This is a genomic window from Vibrio sp. Vb1574 (assembly GCF_033338675.1).
The window spans coordinates 23969-42245 of sequence record NZ_JAWOTC010000014.1; the positions used below are offsets into that span (position 1 = coordinate 23969).

19 protein-coding genes are annotated in these 18277 nt (G+C 42.4%); 8 read left to right on the forward strand and 11 right to left on the reverse strand.

Features of this window, described 5'->3' with window-relative positions:
* Window positions 1–15 precede the first annotated feature (15 nt).
* From R7O12_RS11720 to R7O12_RS11730, 3 genes are read right to left on the reverse strand one after another with little or no spacing between them, the layout of a single operon-like run.
* A complete protein-coding gene (locus R7O12_RS11720) occupies window positions 16–804 on the reverse strand; it encodes a glycosyltransferase family 2 protein (protein WP_005379421.1) in 789 nt (262 codons plus the stop codon).
* Window positions 801–1568 carry a glycosyltransferase family 2 protein gene (locus tag R7O12_RS11725; RefSeq protein WP_005395793.1) on the reverse strand — a complete coding sequence of 256 codons (768 nt, stop codon included), beginning with the start codon at window positions 1566–1568 and terminating at the stop codon, window positions 801–803. Before R7O12_RS11725 ends, R7O12_RS11720 begins: the two co-directional genes overlap by 4 nt.
* Before the next feature lie 35 nt (window positions 1569–1603).
* Complete coding sequence (locus R7O12_RS11730) at window positions 1604–2659, reverse strand: glycosyltransferase family 9 protein (protein WP_318125862.1); 1056 nt, start codon at window positions 2657–2659, stop codon at window positions 1604–1606.
* 107 nt (window positions 2660–2766) lie between these two features.
* Here R7O12_RS11730 and R7O12_RS11735 point away from each other — a divergent pair, with 107 nt between their 5' ends.
* The 8 genes from R7O12_RS11735 to R7O12_RS11770 all read left to right on the forward strand — a co-directional run bounded on the left by R7O12_RS11735 (window position 2767) and on the right by R7O12_RS11770 (window position 9457).
* Entirely contained in the window at window positions 2767–3174 is a 408-nt protein-coding gene (locus R7O12_RS11735; RefSeq protein ID WP_005395798.1) for a diacylglycerol kinase, read from the forward strand.
* Between the two features lie 11 nt (window positions 3175–3185).
* Window positions 3186–3896, forward strand: a complete 711-nt coding sequence (locus R7O12_RS11740) for a 3-deoxy-D-manno-octulosonic acid kinase (protein ID WP_318100901.1) — start codon at window positions 3186–3188, stop codon at window positions 3894–3896.
* A 144-nt stretch (window positions 3897–4040) separates the two neighbouring features.
* Window positions 4041–5105 carry a dTDP-glucose 4,6-dehydratase gene (gene rfbB / locus R7O12_RS11745; protein ID WP_318100898.1) on the forward strand — a complete coding sequence of 355 codons (1065 nt, stop codon included), beginning with the start codon at window positions 4041–4043 and terminating at the stop codon, window positions 5103–5105.
* The gene (gene rfbA / locus R7O12_RS11750) at window positions 5105–5989 is read left to right on the forward strand and encodes a glucose-1-phosphate thymidylyltransferase RfbA (RefSeq protein WP_054576842.1); all 885 of its coding nucleotides are present in this window, start codon (window positions 5105–5107) and stop codon (window positions 5987–5989) included. The genes rfbB and rfbA overlap by 1 nt, the downstream gene beginning before the upstream one ends.
* Complete coding sequence (locus tag R7O12_RS11755; protein WP_170893629.1) at window positions 5979–7061, forward strand: DegT/DnrJ/EryC1/StrS family aminotransferase; 1083 nt, start codon at window positions 5979–5981, stop codon at window positions 7059–7061. Before rfbA ends, R7O12_RS11755 begins: the two co-directional genes overlap by 11 nt.
* 21 nt (window positions 7062–7082) lie before the next feature.
* Window positions 7083–7772, forward strand: a complete 690-nt coding sequence (locus R7O12_RS11760) for a WbqC family protein (RefSeq protein WP_170893630.1) — start codon at window positions 7083–7085, stop codon at window positions 7770–7772.
* Window positions 7769–8569, forward strand: a complete 801-nt coding sequence (locus R7O12_RS11765) for a sulfotransferase family protein (protein WP_170893631.1) — start codon at window positions 7769–7771, stop codon at window positions 8567–8569. Before R7O12_RS11760 ends, R7O12_RS11765 begins: the two co-directional genes overlap by 4 nt.
* Before the next feature lie 12 nt (window positions 8570–8581).
* Entirely contained in the window at window positions 8582–9457 is an 876-nt protein-coding gene (locus R7O12_RS11770) for a glycosyltransferase family 2 protein (protein WP_170893632.1), read from the forward strand.
* Window positions 9458–9494: 37 nt separating this feature from the next.
* Here R7O12_RS11770 and cysN read toward each other — a convergent pair whose 3' ends face one another.
* From cysN to lpxM, 8 genes are read right to left on the reverse strand one after another with little or no spacing between them, the layout of a single operon-like run.
* A complete protein-coding gene (gene cysN / locus R7O12_RS11775) occupies window positions 9495–10910 on the reverse strand; it encodes a sulfate adenylyltransferase subunit CysN (protein WP_054576847.1) in 1416 nt (471 codons plus the stop codon).
* Window positions 10911–10922: 12 nt separating this feature from the next.
* On the reverse strand, window positions 10923–11552 hold the full coding sequence (gene cysC, locus R7O12_RS11780; protein ID WP_132936690.1) for an adenylyl-sulfate kinase: 630 nt from the start codon (window positions 11550–11552) through the stop codon (window positions 10923–10925).
* 2 nt (window positions 11553–11554) lie between these two features.
* A complete protein-coding gene (gene cysD, locus R7O12_RS11785; RefSeq protein WP_049534422.1) occupies window positions 11555–12469 on the reverse strand; it encodes a sulfate adenylyltransferase subunit CysD in 915 nt (304 codons plus the stop codon).
* A 29-nt stretch (window positions 12470–12498) separates the two neighbouring features.
* Window positions 12499–14235: an SLC13 family permease gene (locus R7O12_RS11790; RefSeq protein WP_132936692.1), complete on the reverse strand. Its 1737-nt coding sequence runs from the start codon at window positions 14233–14235 to the stop codon at window positions 12499–12501.
* Entirely contained in the window at window positions 14235–15479 is a 1245-nt protein-coding gene (gene waaA / locus R7O12_RS11795) for a lipid IV(A) 3-deoxy-D-manno-octulosonic acid transferase (protein WP_318100893.1), read from the reverse strand. The genes R7O12_RS11790 and waaA overlap by 1 nt, the downstream gene beginning before the upstream one ends.
* Window positions 15473–16528 (reverse strand): lipopolysaccharide heptosyltransferase II, encoded by a 1056-nt coding sequence (waaF, locus tag R7O12_RS11800; RefSeq protein WP_064368919.1) that lies wholly within the window; start codon window positions 16526–16528, stop codon window positions 15473–15475. Before waaF ends, waaA begins: the two co-directional genes overlap by 7 nt.
* Entirely contained in the window at window positions 16525–17247 is a 723-nt protein-coding gene (locus tag R7O12_RS11805) for a glycosyltransferase family 25 protein (protein WP_132936694.1), read from the reverse strand. Before R7O12_RS11805 ends, waaF begins: the two co-directional genes overlap by 4 nt.
* Entirely contained in the window at window positions 17244–18230 is a 987-nt protein-coding gene (gene lpxM, locus R7O12_RS11810) for a lauroyl-Kdo(2)-lipid IV(A) myristoyltransferase (RefSeq protein ID WP_171345971.1), read from the reverse strand. Before lpxM ends, R7O12_RS11805 begins: the two co-directional genes overlap by 4 nt.
* Window positions 18231–18277 lie beyond the last annotated feature (47 nt).

Here is an 18277-nt window from a genome sequence, read left to right on the forward strand (position 1 = left end):
CCCCTTTTTATAATCTTAAGCTTCTAGAAATTGATCAACACCATTCTCACAGCGTTTAAGCTTGTTTTTAATTGTGTTTTCTAAAATCTCGTCATTTTGTCCGAGTGACGCGCGAGAGTTTTCTACGTGGTACAAGTGGTAGCCTACACCTGCAAATTTTAGGTAAAGACGTGACTTACCCGCATTCAACATGCGATGAACAAACTCGCTGTCTTCGCGTCCCCATCCAACAAAATCTTGGTTGAAGCCATTCACCTCGATGACATCTTGTCGCCAAAACGCCATGTTGCAGCCGCGAGTGGCTTTATCGTTATTACGCTCGTAAGAGAACCATTTCGATAGCAAGGCGTTGGTGATGCAGTTTTTACGATTGCGAATGCCTTTGCTGAAAATGGAAGGCACTAAGCCGTTTTCCATGATGGCCTTGCTGCAGCTTTCATCCGTTAACACACGTCCACCCTGCACAAACCAATTTGGTTTTGCGACTTGCTTATGTGATTCAATAAACGTTTGGGACAGCACCATGTCGCCATCAATCATGATGAGGTAGTCACCTGATGCTTTGGCGATCGCACGGTTGCGGCTCATTGAAAGCTGAAAGCCATTATCCTCGTGCCAACTATGAATCAGTGGAACCGGAAAACCTTCACGCATTTGGTCAACCATTGCTTTGGTGTCTTCTCGAGAGCCATCATCTGCAACAATGACTTCGTCAGGCAAAACGGTTTGACGTTTCACGCTTTCTAACACCGCTTTTAATGCTTCTTTCCAGTTGTAAGTGGTGATAATTAAAGTCGTTTTCATGATTTTTTTGCCTGTTCACGTAAGTAGAGATCGATATATTTTACAAAAGTAGAGTGCATGCTTAGCCAAGCTAGAATGAAGCCATGCTTGCCATCAAGGAAGCCTCGTTTGAGAACATACATCTTCAAAAAGCTAGCAAGAGCGTGAACGATAGCGGTCGTTAAACCCGCTTTCTTTTTACCTTCACGTTCATCCGTCCAGGCCTTGAGGTAGCCAGTGGTTTTATTGATGTAATGATGAAGGTGCTCGTAAGTGTAGTGATGCAGTCGACCATCCAGTTTTTCAGTTTGATAGTTTTTCTCATCAACTTTTTCATGAACGAGCGAATCATTATATTGCGTATATTCGGTGCGATATAAGCGCACAATCCAGTCTGGAGACCAACCAGAATGGTAGATGAACTTACCAAACGCTGAGCTTAGTCGATTAAGTTTGTATAAAACGTTCGGCTTATTGGCTGATACCGCGTGTAAGATACTTTCTTTTAGCTCTGGAGTGACTTGTTCGTCTGCATCAAGCCATAAAACGTAGTCTGCCGTAACGTATTGCTGCGCAAGTTGGCGTTGTTTACCGAAACCTGGCCAATCTAGATTGGTGTAAAACTTATCTGTGTATTGTCGGGCGATTTCTTCGGTGCGATCGGTGCTGCCCGAGTCTAGAAGGACAATCTCATCGACCCAATCTTTTACTGTGTCTAGACAAGCTTGTAAGTGCTTCTCTTCATTTTTTACAATTAAGGCAACGGCTAAGGTTGGTTTGGACAAGGTCATTTCCTTCTTAACAAATCAAGACAGTAAGTTTACTGGTATTGAGGATACAAATCTTCTAAGACTTGATCGAACATGCTCATTACTTGAGTGCTGGTAATGCGGTTCATTGCCGTTTCATCTTTAGCGCGAGTTCGCCAGCTTAACTCGTGACTGTTTTTACCTGTTTCCGCAAAGATCGTTTCTTCATACACTGAGATAACGTATTTTAGGTAGCGGTAAGGTCCCACTCGCAGCGGATTATGGTGTGCATAGAGCCCGATGATTGGCGTTTTCATGACATTCGCCATGTGTGCTGGTCCGGTATCGGGGGCGATGACTATTTCAACCTTATCTATTAACGCAAGCATTTGTAGAATTGAACTTTGTCCAACTAAATTTAGACACGGCTCTTCCAAGCGAGATTGAATGACTTCTGCCAGATCCAATTCTACCTGAGCAGGGCTGCCTGCCAGAATCACGTTCCAGCCTTTTACTCTGGCGTGATGAATCACATCCACATAACCTTCCGCGTTCCAGTTTTTATAAGCTTTGCTCGCACCAGGCACAATCAGCAGGTTAGGTTTACTACGAGAAATATGAGACTCTGCCCAAGCTTGGTCGTGGTCTGAATAAGAAAGTACCCAGTCTAGTTCTGCCTTTGGTACCCCAATTTGATGGGCAAAGGCCATTAAGCCATCTGCGACATGCAGAGATTGCGGGGAAGGCACTTTGACATTGGTAAATAGTGTTTGAAAGTCCTGGCTTCTATCAGAAGAGAAACCAAGTTTGTATTTTGCTTTAATGCCCAACGTTGCGACACTTGCTCGAATCGCGTACTGCATATGCAATAGCGCATCAAACTCTCTGCCTTTCAGCTGTCGCCAAAGTGATTTGTAGCCATCAAGTCCCGCTTTTTTATCAAAAACAATCACTTCTACACCATCGATGGCGGCTAATAACTGGGCTTCAAGTTTACCCGTTATCCAAGTAATCTGGGTCGAAGGCCAGTGTTTCTGAATAGCTTGAATGGTGGCGATAGTATTGCAAACGTCTCCGATAGCGGACAAACGCAAGACGCATAGTGACGATGGGGCAGAAGTGAACATAATTATTGTCTGATTCGATGAATAGAGGCAGGTAAATTATGCAGACATCCCCAATAAATGTAAAATACACGGCTCGAATATAGCTAAGTACTGATAAGTGTTCTGCAATGTCAAAGACAACACCACATCAATCGCAAGAATCTGGCAAGCCGGGTAACACCGGACTAAAGCGCATCGTTAAAGCGACGGGTTATTCGATCCAAGGATTAAAAGCGGCTTTTAAGCATGAAGCTGCCATTCGACAAGAGTTGGCTCTGTTGAGTATTGCTGTGATTTTGGCTTGGCTAGTGGATGTCGGCATGGTTGAGCGTATCTTAATGATCGGGGTCGTGGTATTAGTCTTGATTGTAGAGCTTGTAAACTCAGCGATTGAGGCGGTAGTGGATCGTATCGGTATTGAACGGCATGAACTCAGTGGGCGAGCTAAAGATATAGGCTCTGCTGCCGTTATGGTTGCTTTGGCGTTTGCTGCATTTACTTGGTTGTATATATTAGCCAGCCGGTATTTAGGCTAGAGGGTGAGCGCATGACTCAACAGTATAAAAACAACAACCAAGTGATCTGGTTTGATGACGAGATCATTACAGACCCTAGCCAACCGATATTTGATGCGGAATACTGGCAGTCCTTAGACAAGGTGGTTGGCAGTGCGACGGGGCGAGGCACGACATGGTTTATCCAACTAGAGAACATGCAAGCGGCACTACGTCATTACCGTCGTGGCGGTTTGTTTGGGAAGTTAGTTAACGATCATTATTGGTTCTCTGGCTGGGATAACACCCGTTGTGCGCAAGAGTTTCAGCTTTTGTTGGCGCTAATTGAGGCTGGGGTGCACGTTCCTCGTCCTATTGCAGCAAGAGTCGTAAAGTCAGGACTCTTCTATCAAGCTGATTTATTAAGTGAGCGAATCCCAAACGCCAGAGATATGGTTAGTATCTTGCAAGAACAGTCTTTATCGGTAGAAATGTATCAGAAAATAGGGCAAGAAATTGCCAAGATGCATCAGGTTGGCGTTAACCATACCGATTTGAATATCCACAATATCTTGATCGACGACAAAGATAAGGTATGGATTATCGATTTTGATAAGTGTCGTTTTGAAACTTCTGGTGACTGGAAGCATCAAAATCTAAATAGACTTCTGCGTTCATTTAATAAAGAGCGTTTAAAGCGACAGATTATTTGGCAAGAATCCGATTTTGAACATTTTCAGGACGGTTATACTTCTCAATCTTAATTGAGTTTTTTATCATTTTATATTAATTGCTCTAAGTAAGCCTTCTTGAGTCTAACGATGCTCGAGTGAGTCTATAAACTACAATAATCATAAAGTATTCATGTGTATCTGATGGCACAAAAATTAACGTAGGTAACATTTGTAATGAAAATATTAGTAACCGGTGGAGCTGGCTTCATTGGGTCAGCCGTTGTCCGACATATCATTCGTGACACCCAAGATACCGTTATCAATTTAGATAAACTGACCTACGCAGGGAATCTAGAATCACTGGTTGATGTCTCAGAGAGTGAACGTTACCACTTCGAGCAAGTGGATATCTGTGACCGAGCTGAACTAGATCGCGTGTTTTCAGAGCATCAACCCGATAGGGTGATGCATTTGGCCGCCGAGTCTCATGTCGATCGCTCTATTGATGGTCCTGCTGCTTTTATTGAGACCAACGTGATGGGCACTTACCATTTGCTTGAAGCGGCTCGTCAATATTGGTCGGGCTTAGATGAAGCGCGCCAATCGGCATTCCGTTTTCATCATATTTCTACGGATGAAGTGTATGGCGATTTAGAGGGTACGGACGATTTGTTCACCGAAACCACCTCATACGCGCCGAGCAGCCCATATTCTGCATCTAAAGCTTCGAGCGATCACCTGGTTCGCGCTTGGCAACGTACTTATGGCTTACCAACACTTATCACTAATTGCTCCAACAACTATGGCCCGTACCACTTCCCAGAGAAGTTGATCCCTCTGATGATTTTAAATGCCCTCGATGGCAAGCCGTTGCCTGTGTATGGTGATGGTATGCAGATCCGAGATTGGCTGTTTGTGGAAGACCATGCTCGCGCGCTGTACAAAGTGGTCAACAAAGGTGAAGTCGGTGAAACCTACAACATTGGTGGCCATAACGAAAAAGCCAACATCGAAGTGGTGAAAACCATTTGTGCTTTGCTTGAAGAGCTGCGACCAAACAAACCTGCAGGTGTTGAGTCTTATGAATCTTTGATCACGTATGTGAAAGATCGCCCAGGTCATGATGTGCGTTACGCAATTGATGCCACCAAGATTGCTCAAGAGCTTGGCTGGACGCCAGAAGAAACGTTTGAAAGCGGTATTCGCAAAACCGTGGAATGGTACCTCAATAATCAGCAATGGTGGCAACGCGTGCTTGATGGTTCATACAGTTTAGAGCGATTAGGAGCGGGCGAATAATGAAAGGCATTATTTTAGCAGGTGGCTCGGGCACTCGCCTTTACCCTATTACACGCGGTGTCTCTAAGCAGTTACTGCCGGTTTATGACAAACCAATGATTTACTACCCGTTGTCGGTACTCATGCTAGCTGGTATTCGTGAAATCTTGATCATCACCACGCCAGAAGACCAGGAAGGATTTCAGCGCCTATTGGGTGATGGCTCAGAGTTTGGCATTGAGTTGCAATACGCGATTCAACCAAGCCCAGACGGCTTAGCTCAAGCCTTCATCATTGGTGAAGAATTCATTGGCGATGACTCAGTATGTTTGGTGCTGGGTGACAACATCTTTTATGGGCAAGGGTTCACTCCAAAGTTAAAGAAAGCGGTTGAGACGGCAGAGAGTGGCAATGGGGCTACGGTGTTTGGCTACCAAGTGAAAGACCCTGAGCGATTTGGTGTGGTTGAGTTTGACGCCGACAGAAAAGCTATCTCTATTGAAGAAAAACCAGCTAAGCCAAAGAGCCACTATGCTGTGACGGGGCTGTATTTCTTTGACAACCAAGTCGTGAGTAGAGCTAAGCAAGTCGAACCATCAGAGCGAGGTGAGCTGGAAATTACCACATTAAATCAAATGTACCTAACAGCAAACGAGCTCAATGTTGAAATGTTAGGGCGTGGTTTTGCCTGGTTAGACACAGGTACTTACGAAAGCTTGCTCGAAGCTGCTCAATTTGTTTCGACGATAGAGAAACGACAAGGTTATAAGATTGCATGTTTGGAAGAAATTGCCTTTAACAATGGTTGGATTAGCAAACAGAAGTTAATGGCGGCAGCTGATGCCCTTAAGAAGAACAATTATGGTATCTACCTATCAAGCATTGTGAGCGAAGATGACAATTAAACTTAACAGCCCATTAGCCCCAGACTTAACTAAGCTTTCTAACTATTTATCTCAAGTAAATGAGAGTGGTTGGTATACTAACTTTGGGCCATTGCATGAAAAGCTTACTAGACGACTTGAAACGTTTTTGGGTGTTAAAAACTTATTGTTAGTTTCTAATGGTACGCTGGCACTTCAGGTGGCATGTAAAGTTTTAGGAATTGAATCCGCGATCTCTACACCATTTAGCTTTGTTGCAACTTCATCAGCGTTGATGTGGCAAGGTATTGATGTGAGCTATTGCGATATCGATTCAAAATCTTATAACTTATCTCCAGATGCTTTGAAAGCAGCTCTTGAAGCAAATTCTCAAGTAGATGGTGTTGTTGCAACACATGTATATGGAAATCCTTGTGAAGTTGAGAGTTTCAAAGAAATTGCAGAGCAATATAAGGTCAAAGTTCTATACGACGCTGCTCATGCATTTGGAGTTAAGGTTGGTCAGGAGTCTCTCTTAAACTTTGGCGATGCTAGTACATTGAGTTTTCATGCCACTAAGATATTCCATACAGTCGAAGGTGGTGCAATTGTATTCAAGCGGCATGAAGATTATTTACGTGCGAAAGAGTTCATTAACTTTGGTCTTCAAGCGAATGGACAATTAGGCGAGCCAGGTATTAATGCAAAGTTGAATGAGTACCAATGCGCAGTAGGATTAACACTACTTGATCAGATTGAAGAGGTAATTGAGCATCGATCCAACCTGTTTAGTTTGTACCGGACGCTTTTAGAACCTTATGTTGAATTACCTCTTTGGCTACCCGAAGCGTCGTATAACGGTGCTTACATGCCAATTTTCGTTAGAGATAAAGACAAGCAGGAAAGACTACTTGATGCTTTGTCTGAGCATGATATTGAACATCGACGATATTTTACACCATCTTTAGATGTTGCTTACCCTGATAATCTGAGCTTTGGATGCCCTATAAGTCAGCAGATATCAAAAGGAATTATTTGTCTACCGCTACATGCCAGTATGTCTTCAAATGATGTTGAAGCAGTATGTAAAGTTATAGAATTGATATTAAATTAACCATGTGAGAGTTCTTATAGTATGAAAATTGCTATTATGCAGCCTTATTTTTTACCATATATTGGCTACTGGCAGCTCTTGGCTTCTGTAGATAAATTTATTGTTTATGATGATATTCAGTACACCAAGAAAGGGTGGATAAATCGTAATCGTTACTTAAGTGCTTCAGGGAAAGTAGAGACTTTTACCATTCCTATTAAGAAAGACTCTGATTACCTTGATGTTAGAGAGCGTTTTATATCTCCAACATTCTTGAAAGAAAGAACTAAACTATTAAATAAGATTAGAGAGTCTTATCGAAAGTCACCAAATTTTGATGAAGGATATCAGATTTTTAGTGATATTTTGTTGGATGAAGAAGATAATCTATTTCTTTTCATTCTAAACTCTATAGAAAAAATAAAATCTTATTTAGATATTGATACTGAAATTATAATTTCATCGAGTCTGAATAATAAAAATCTTAAAGGACAAGATAGAGTTATAGATACTTGTGTTAAATTAGCTGGTGACACTTATATCAATCCTCCTGGAGGGCGGGATTTATACAGTGAATCGAACTTTCGATCTCAAGGCTTAACTCTAGAATTCCTAAATGTATCATTAAAACCATATACGCATACTCAGACAAGTGATTTTGAGCCAGGACTTTCAATACTTGATATGATTTTTAATGTACCTAAGACCCAGTTGATGGATTATTTAATATGAAAAGATTTGCAATTCATTCTGTGCCAAGATCCGGTTCATCTTGGTTAGGTGAGATTATTAATAGCTCTCCTGATGTTAACTATCTATATCAGCCGCTTTTTTCCTACGAGTTTAAATCATTTCTAGATGAAAATTCTAAAAAAGATGATATCGATGCATTTTTTAATAACATTGCACAAACCAACTCTTCTTTTATTCGTCAAGATGCTGAACGAAAGGAAGGTCGTAAGCCTATATTCGAAAAGAACAATCATTTGGGTACTATCGTATATAAGGAAGTTAGATACCATCATATTATAGAGAATATGATCAAAAAGTGCCCTGATGTAAAGGTTTTAGGCTTGGTTAGAGACCCGAGAGCTGTAATTAGCAGTTGGTATAATGCAAAGCGAGAATTTAGATCCGATTTAGGCTGGCTTTTGGAAGAAGAGTTGATCTATGCAGGCAAGAAAAACTTAGAGAAAAAAGAAGAATATTTTGGTCTGTCTAAGTGGGTGGAGACTACAAAGTTATTTGAAAAACTTTCTCAGCTGTATCCAGATAACTTTAAACTCGTGCACTATAGTGCGCTACTAGAAGACCCTCTAGAACAAGTTGAAGATATATTCGATTTTCTAGGGCTAGAGCTTACCTCACAAACTAAGTCATTTCTTATATCAAAAAAGAAGGTTGATACTACCTACTCTGTATTCAAAAACAAGGATAAAGACATAAGCTGGCAAAATAGCCTTGATGCAGACATTGTAAGTCGTATAGAGGATTTTGTTAAAGAGAGTAAGTTGGAACACTACTTGTAGGTCGGTAATAATATGTCTGTTAAAGTTTCAATTCTTTGTGTTTGTTATAATCACTCTAAATATATTGAAAAAACAATTAATAGCTTTCTCAACCAGTTCTGTGATTTCGAATTTGAAGTTATTGTTTATGATGATCTCTCTACGGACAATAGTAGAGAAATTATTGATGAGATATGTGAAAAGCATTCGAACATAGTTCGAATGTATACTGATGAAAATCTTTACTCTAAAGGCATCCGAACTCTAGCATTGTCACACTTATCACCAAAGGCTAAAGGAGAGTACTTAGCTTTTTGCGAAGGTGATGACTATTGGATAGATAATACAAAGCTACAGAAACAATTTGATGCTTTAGAGGGGAACCCAAATATAGACCTTTGCTTTCACCCAGCATACTCAGAGGACCCAGAAGGCAATAGAGAGCTAGTCTCAAATCATTTTGAGGGAACCCATTACGTTTCTACTGATGAAGTTATACTAGGAGATGGTGATTACTGCCCAACAGCATCTTTATTTATCCGTAAGTCTGCTTTATCCCTAGCTTCATCAAGCACTATTAAATTAATGCCATGTGGGGACTATTTTATGCAGATTATGTCTTCTGTAAAGGGAGGCGGAGTCTACTTACCTGAACCAATGTCTGTATATAGAATTAATCAAAAAGATTCTTTTTCAACAAGGATATCCTCGTCCTCTCACGAAAATCAGAGAGACTTTTTGTTAGCAATGGCCAATAGTTTGGAGTCACTAAAACAAGACTTGGATGGAGTGAACTTAAAGTCATTTAACAATCGAATAAGAAAATATAAACAGAGAGCGCGAAAATCTCAAAGGAAGGCGATAAAGGAGAGGATCAGAAATCTAATATTCTCTAACCCTTCCCAATAAAATAGGTGAGCGATATGTTTATGGCTCACCTATTTATTTAGTTTATTTTTACACAGCCCCACTCTGGGAAGTGCTTACATACATAAGCATTGAGCTCTTTCTCTGCTTCTGAGTAAACACGAGCTGGTTCTTCAGTATGGTTTAATTGTATCGATGACACCATACCCGCGCCGACAGTCACGTTACTAATGCGGTCAATAATGATAAAAGCGCCAGTTTGAGGTAGCTGCTGATAAACATCCATTGCAACTTTATCGGTAAGCTTTATTGAGGCGAGTGCAATCTCGTTTAACTCAAGGCGCGTATTTTTATGATCATGCTGCTTAAGTGTATTGACATCAACCTTATGCTCAATTTGAGAAACCTTACCTGTACAGGTTTTAGTCGCAAATTTGAATAGGTATTCTTTATGCGTTTGCATCGGGGATTCATCCATCCAAACGATATGAGCTTGGTAAGCGTCTACAACCTCCGGAATGTTGTTGGAATGGACAAGCATATCGCCGCGTGACACATCGATTTCATCTTCAAGCGTTAGGGTGATGGCTTGACCCGGCATTGCTTCTTTTAGCTCACCATCGAAGGTAAAGATAGATTTGATGCGAGAAACTTTGTTCGATGGAAGAGCAGTAACCTCATCACCAACCTGTACAATGCCTGAAGCAAGGGTGCCACAAAAACCACGGAAGTTTAGGTTTGGGCGATTGACATATTGCACTGGGAAGCGCATGACTTCAGTGTTGATGTCTTGGTTAATCTTAACTGTTTCAAGCAGCTTCATTAATGTAGCGCCAGGGTACCAATCCATGTTCTCACTTGGAGTGACAACATTGTCGCCTTTTAGAGCAGAGATTGGCACAAAGCGGATATCCTTGATGTTGAAGTTCTTTGCCATATCTCGGTAATCGGCTTTGATTTTCTGATACACCTCTTGGCTGTAGTCCATCAGATCCATTTTGTTAACGGCAACGATAACGTGCTGAATTCCAAGTAGACTACAGATATAGCTATGACGACGTGTTTGCGTCTGGATACCGTGGCGAGCATCAACCATTACAATCGCAAGATCACAGGTAGAAGCACCCGTAACCATATTACGAGTGTACTGTTCATGTCCTGGAGTGTCGGCGATGATGAATTTACGCTTGTCGGTTGAGAAGTAGCGGTAGGCAACATCAATCGTGATGCCTTGTTCACGCTCGGACTGTAGACCGTCGACTAGTAGTGCTAAGTCGAACGCTTCATCTGTCGTATTGAACTTTTGAGAATCTTTTTCGATCGCAGCCATTTGATCTTCATAAATCAGCTTGCTGTCGTATAGTAGGCGACCAATCAGTGTAGATTTGCCGTCATCAACGTTACCACAAGTTAAGAAACGAAGTAGGTCTTTGTTTTCATGTACGTTTAGGTACGCTTCAATGTCTTTAGCGATAAGCTCAGAGCTATGAGACATAATGACTTCCTTTTAAATGTATTCTTTTTCAGTGAGCGCTTGAATCACTTGGTCGGCACACGCTTCGACAGACAGCTCAGCTGTCTTGATGTGAATTTCTGGAGATATAGGCGCTTGGTACTCAGAGTCGATGCCAGTGAAGTGTTTAATCTCACCTGCGCGTGCCTTTTTATACAGGCCTTTAGGATCTCTTTGCTCGCAGATTGCGAGTGGAGTATCAACAAACACCTCTAAAAACTCGCCTTGCTGCATTAACTGGCGCACTTGCTTTCTATCTGAGATAAATGGCGAAATAAACGCGGTCAGAACAATGTTCCCGGCATCGACAAATAGTTTAGCCACCTCGCCAATGCGGCGAATGTTCTCAATACGGTCTAGATCACTAAAGCCAAGATCTTTGTTTAGACCGTGGCGCACATTGTCACCATCAAGAAGGTAACTATGTTTACCTAACGCTAATAGCTTGCTTTCTACCGCGTTAGCGACGGTCGATTTTCCTGAGCCACTAAGTCCGGTAAACCAAAGTACAACAGGCTTTTGCTGCTTAAGCGCAACACGATCTTCATGAGTTACGCTGGTGTTATGCCAAACCACATCGTCACTCACAGACTCATTGTGCTTCTTTTGATACGGCGAGGTCATAGTTAGAAGTAACCCTCACGTTTCTTTTTCTCCATGGAGCCAGAGCTATCGTGGTCAATGGCACGGCCTTGGCGCTCAGAAGTGGTTGTAAGCAGCATCTCTTGAATGATCTCTGGTAGCGTTGTTGCTTGAGATTCAACCGCTCCCGTTAATGGGTAGCAGCCTAGTGTACGGAAGCGAACCATGCGTTGTTCTACCGTCTCCCCTTCACGAAGCTCCATGCGATCATCATCTTTCATGATCAACATACCGTCACGCTCAACGACGGGACGCTCTTTTGCAAAGTACAGGCTTGGAATCTCGATGCTCTCTAGGTAGATATATTGCCAGATATCCAGCTCAGTCCAGTTAGAAAGAGGGAATACGCGAATGCTCTCGCCTTGGTTTACTTTGCCGTTGTAGATATTCCAAAGCTCAGGGCGTTGATTTTTAGGATCCCAGCGGTGATGTTCATCACGGAAAGAGTAAACACGCTCTTTCGCGCGAGACTTTTCTTCGTCACGACGAGCACCACCAAAAGCAGCATCAAAGCCATGATTATCTAAGGCTTGTTTTAGGCCTTGTGTCTTCATGATATCAGTATGTTTTGAGCTGCCATGCACAAATGGGCTGATGTTCATCGCAAGCCCTTCTGGATTTTGGTGCACAATCAGCTTCATACCAAGCTTTTTCGCCATGTAGTCACGAAACTCAATCATTTCTTTGAATTTCCATGTGGTATCAACATGCATAAGGGGAAACGGGGGAATGCCAGGCGCAAAGGCTTTCTGCGCAAGGTGTAGCATCACTGAAGAGTCTTTACCAACAGAGTAAAGCATCACTGGGTTATCAAACTCGGCAGCTACCTCACGCATAATATGGATAGATTCTGCCTCAAGCTGCTTAAGGTGAGTCATTCGTTGTGGAGAAAGTTTCATTCCGGTCTCTCTTTGATTTGATGAGGGAGTTAAACGCCATAGATAGTTGTGATAGCCGTTAATACTAAACCGCTATACGTAATACTCATCGGCACCCCAATCTTTATATAATCCTTGATACAGTACTGACCTGCATTGTAAACCATTAAGTTGGTTTGGTATCCATATGGGCTAATAAAGCTTGCACTTGCGCCGAACGCGACAGCTAAAATATAGCTGTGAAGATTTGCATCTAGACTCGTCGCAAGGGCATAAGCAACGGGGAAGACTAAGGCCGCCGCCGCATTGTTGGTGACCAACTCCGTTAGCAATAAAGTGACCAAGTAAACCATGATAAGCCCTGACAATGGGCTCATAAATTCAGCTTGTTCTGTCATTGCGCTCCGCAGGAGGTCGACTGCTGTACTATTATCTAATGCCTGAGACAGCAAAAGTGCAGATGAAATTACTAGCCATATCTGGACTGGTAGCCTTCGTATAATTTCATTCGTTTTCAGTGCTCCAGTTAATAGTAGAACACCAAGCAACAAGATCAGGTTGTGCAGCAGTGGAGCTATCTTCATAGCTGCAAGAGCGATAGCACTAAAAAAGCCAAGAACAGCGATAATTTCTTGCGGTCCTTTGAGTAGCCTATCGGCTTTTAGCGCTTGGAGCTGTATAAAGTTTTTAGCGATGTTATTTCGCTGGTGATAGTCATCACCTACAGCGAGTACCAGATAGTCGCCAGCTCTTAAGGTAACTTCACCGAGCTTTCCGGAAACCGTGTGACCATCGCGTCGGATCGCGACCACTGCAGCGTTGAACATAGCGCGAAAGCCAATTTGTTTTAGGGTCTTATTTACTAAAGCACTTTCAGGGCGTAATACGACCTCTTTGAGATCATGACTTAGCCTTTCGCCTTTATGAGCAAAGAGTGATAAGCCCGTGAATTGATTCAATTGAGTTACTTTTCTAATCTCTCCACAGAATAATAGGCGATCATTTTCCTCTATTAACTCATGTGGTGATACTGGTGAAATAGTTCTTCCTTGGCGATGAATCTCGACTAAAAACAGAGAGTTTAGATTTCTCAGCCCGTTGCGCTGAATAGTTTTACCGATAAGTGGGGAGTTTGGTTCTACCTCAGCATCAATGAAATATTGAGCTTGAGTATCTGCTCGTTCAATGTTGCTAGGTAGCCAATGGCTAAGTAAAAACAGGGTGAGCCCGCACCCAAGTACAGCAATGCCGCCAACAAGTGAAAAATCAAAAAAGGAGAGACTAGGTAGCCCAGCATCGAGCACCATACTATTGACGATTAAATTCGTCGAAGTGCCGATCAGCGTTAGTGTTCCGCCAAGGATGGCAGCAAAAGATAGGGGAAGTAGCAGTTTGCTGGCTGGGTGAAGGGTATTGGCACGTATTGGGGCGATCATGGTGGAGACCACCGCTGTGTTGTTTAGAAATGCTGAAGACAATGTGGTTATCGAGAACAGTCGAACCCAGGTAGATTTATAGCTAGGTTTGATGACTAATTGCGAGATTCTACGAAGTAGTGAGGTCTTTTCTAAAGCTAGCGAGCAGATGATAAGTAGTACCAGCGTAAGTACGCCAGGATTGGCAATACTGCTAATGAGTTGCTCTGTCGATACGGATCTGCTGCTATATAAAACAAGCAAAACTACTCCAAAAACCTTTTCAGGTTTGTTTTGATACCTTGTGACAAGGGCAATTATTGCAATCACAAAAACGGTAATGACAAAGTAGGCTGAATGGGTCTGTGACATTATTTAATTGCTTCAATTGTTTTTTGAGTCGAGTTTAAATAGCCTTGAATAAAATCACTCATTTGCTGAGAGTTACTATGTTGAAAGCGCTCTAGTACTTTACTCGCTAGCTGAGTTTTATCGGTAATGTCTATAATATTCAGAGCAATCATGTCTTCTACAATAGCTTTGAAGTTGAAGTAACTAGGGCCTGATATCACTGGAACGTTGAGTGCGACTGGTTCAAGCACATTATGTCCACCAACTTTATCCCCAAGCAAACTCCCAGCCATAAAGCAAACATCACTGGCACCAAGGAGAATCAGCATTTCACCCATAGTATCAGCAAGGTATACCTGTGTATCGGCGTTAACTATTGCAGCATTGGTTCTTCTGGTGCTATTGAAGCCGGAATTTTGGCAAAGCGCAAACACATCATCAAATCGTTCCGGATGGCGAGGAACCAAAATAAGTAATGCATTTGGATGAGATTTTAAAACTTGTCTATGTGCATCTAATACCTGTTCGTCCTCGCCTTTGTGGGTGCTAGCTGCAATCCAAATTGGACGATCCTTTCCAAGCTGGGCTCGAAGCTGCTGTCCTTGCTGTTTCACTTGCTCTGATATTTGAATATCGAACTTAATCGAGCCAGTAACGGATAGTTTCTTTTTCTCAACGCCTAAGCGTTCGAAGCGCTCTGCATCTGAATCCGTTTGGCAGAGTACTTGAGTTAGGCATGGATGAAGCTGGTTAAAAAGCCGCTGTATTTTGGCGTAGTTCTGACACGATTTTTCAGATAGGCGAGCATTCACGACTGTTATAGGGATACCCGCTTTGTAAACATGGTGAAGCGTGTTTGGCCACAGCTCAGTCTCAATGATCAACATTTGTTTTGGTTGTACTGCTTTAAGAAAACCTTTGATAGCAAACCCAAAGTCAATTGGCATATAGCGGTGTTCAATTAAATCACCCAACTTAGCAATCTGTTCAGCTCCGGTACTTGTTGTTGTTGTAACTAGAATAGATTGTTCGGGGTTTTGTTCCTTAAGGGCTTTAATTAAAGGTGTTGCTGCTATGCTTTCACCAACAGATACGGCATGTATCCAAATAGGTTTGTCGTTGCTTTTTAGCTTGGGAGTGATACCAAAGTGCTCTTTCCAGCGAGAGCCGAACTTAGGCTTATTTGGTTTGCTCTTGTACAAACCAAATAAAAGCAGCGGTGACGCTAGAGCGAGTAGTATGGTATAAACAATACGAACTAACATGAGCTTATCGTAATGGCGTCAAGTTTTTGGATGCTATCTAGCACTTGCTTAGGCGAAAGTTCTGTCAAACACTTAAGGTGTTTGTATTGACATTCACGCTGGAAACAAGGGCGACAATCAATATCGGTATGAACAATCTCCACTTTTTCTGCGAGTGGGGGGGTGTACTTCGGTGAAGTTGAGCCATACACGGCAACAACATTACAACCAACCGCAGCTGCCACATGCATTAAGCCTGAGTCATTCGCGACAACAGTCTTACATGCAGCAAGTAAGTCGACCGCTTCAATTAAGCTGGTTTGGCCTGCTAGAACGTGAATGTCCTCATGGAATTGCGTCGGAACAAGTGCGCGAATATTGTTACAAGTCTCTAAGTCCTTTTGAGAACCAAACAACCAGATTTGATGCCCAGAACGAGCCATTTGCGTCGCAACTTCAGCGTAGTGTGTTTCGGGCCATTTTTTGGCAGGACCAAACTCTGCTCCTGGGCACAGTCCAATAATTGGTTGGTCTTGCGTTAAGTTGAACTTTTTGAGCGTGGCTTGTTGCTCTGCTTCGTTGATTGCAAGGCGTGGGCGAGGTAAAGTTTCAAGCCCGCCAAGAGAGTTAGAATCCACCATTTCTGCTTTTGGATAAGCTAACGCTACATAGCGCTCTACCATGTACTGAAAAGACTTCATGTTAGGGCGTAAGTCATTCAATAAACCATAGCGCATTTCTCCTTTCCAGCCAGTACGAAGAGGAATGTTGGCAAACCATGGGATCAGTGCTGATTTCGCTGATTTAGGCAAGATATAGGCGTGGTCATATTGCTTTTCACGTAATGATTTACCAATTTCCCTGCGGCCTAATAAGTTAAACTCACCATGACCGATAGGCATTTCAATCGCTTGGTGGATTTCTGGCATACGATCAAGAATCGGTTTACACCATCCTGGAGCGATAACGTCAATTTGGCTATCTGGATGGCGTTGCTTTAATACGATATATAACGATTGCGACATTACCATATCGCCGACCCATGCCGGGCCAATGACTAAAATCTTCATGCTTTGTTTTTCCAGTATAGGAATTTCAAAATTGACTCATAAGTTCTAAAAAGTTCAGCGTATATTTTATTCGCAAGAGTCATTTTGGATTTATCTTTTCTTTTACCACCAATCGTCGAAGCAATCTCTGCTCTAGTAAAGAGATCTGGAGACACGCTGTAAACTTGAACACCATGTCTCCATGGTTTTTCCATGTAGTCATCGACTGGTTCAATAAACTCTTGAGCATGCATAACAAACTTTGAGGCTGCTTTAGGTGTGACGATATAAGCGGTGGTACCACAAGTGCCTGCTGAGTATCCCCCTAGCATATGATTATCATCAATAGGTACGATTGGGGTGAATACACGCTTCTGAGTGGCAGACAACTTGATGTAGTCATAATTAGAAGTCAATGGAAGGGTATGTTCGAGTACTTGCTTCAGCCCTTCGACGGGGTCGACGTTGTCTTCTAAGATGACGATCGGTTCATTAAGCTCAACACAGCGAACCCACAACTCGTAATGGCTTGCAAAACAGGCGACTTCACTGGTTTTTAATTGATACCCTTTGCGGCGTAGAGTAATGGTAGGACGACTTTTTTCTGAATGAAGAAAACGGTCAACAGAGCCATCTATTGCATCAAAAAATTCAAACGTAATGCCTTGTTGTTTTAACTTTTCTTCAATACGTTCTCGGCGATCTAGCGATCGAGCCAAGCTTACGACAAATACTTTCACTGCACTTTCCAGTCGCTGTTATATCTTGGTTTAAACAAATTGTAATAGTTATTGCCGTCTTCTTGAGAGTGCAGCAACTGTAGTACCCACATATATTGTTCGGGTTTATCACCGACAAAATATTCAATGGCTTCATTACAGGTACGAGCGTCTTGCTCTTCGCCTTTATCCAGCTCAAACGCTGGTAAAATCTCAATATCAAACGTACCATCTTCAGTGTTCATCGACGCAAATAGAGGTAGTACTTTTGAGCGTGATAGTTTCGCAATTTTGCCTAAACCAGGTAGCGTTGCTTTACGTGTTGCAAAAAAATCCACAAACACACTATGCTCTGGGCCGTGATCTTGATCGGGTAGGTAATACCCTACATAGCCATCTCGAATGGATTTCAGGAAAGGCTTAATGCCACCTGAGCGTTCATAAACACGGCCACCGTATTGGACTCTTTGCTTGTGCATTAGCCAGTCAGCAACATCATTCTTTTGTTTCTTCGCCATTGCAGAAACTGGCATTCCCATTGACGCGAGCAAGATAGCAGGCACATCAATTGCCCAAGAGTGGGGAACCATTAAAATCACATTTTCGTTGTTATCAATGTGCTGTCGTAAAATGTCTAGGCCGCGAATTTGGCAACGGTTCTGAAGCCATTTTGGTGAGCGTAAACTTAGTAACCCGAAGCGAAAAAAGAACATGGCTGCTGTGTAGAGTGTTTTTTCTATCAAAGTTTCACGTTCTTGGAACGACTTTTCCGGAAAACACAGCTCAAAGTTAACCCTCGCTCGGTGAGCTGGACCTTTGTGGGATTTACACAGTTTTTTGGCTATGGTTTTCGCTAACCACTTTTGTAAACCCAGAGGCATTAATGATAATGGTAAAAATAAGAGAACACCTAACCACGTGCCCCAGTACTTAGGCGACAGAAAGTGGCGCTTAAACTCAGGGTTATATGCTTTAGGGTCGAAGTCATCACGTTTTATGGTCATGGCGTGTCTAGTTACCTACTCGTGTACGGGCGAAGTGGTTTAAATGA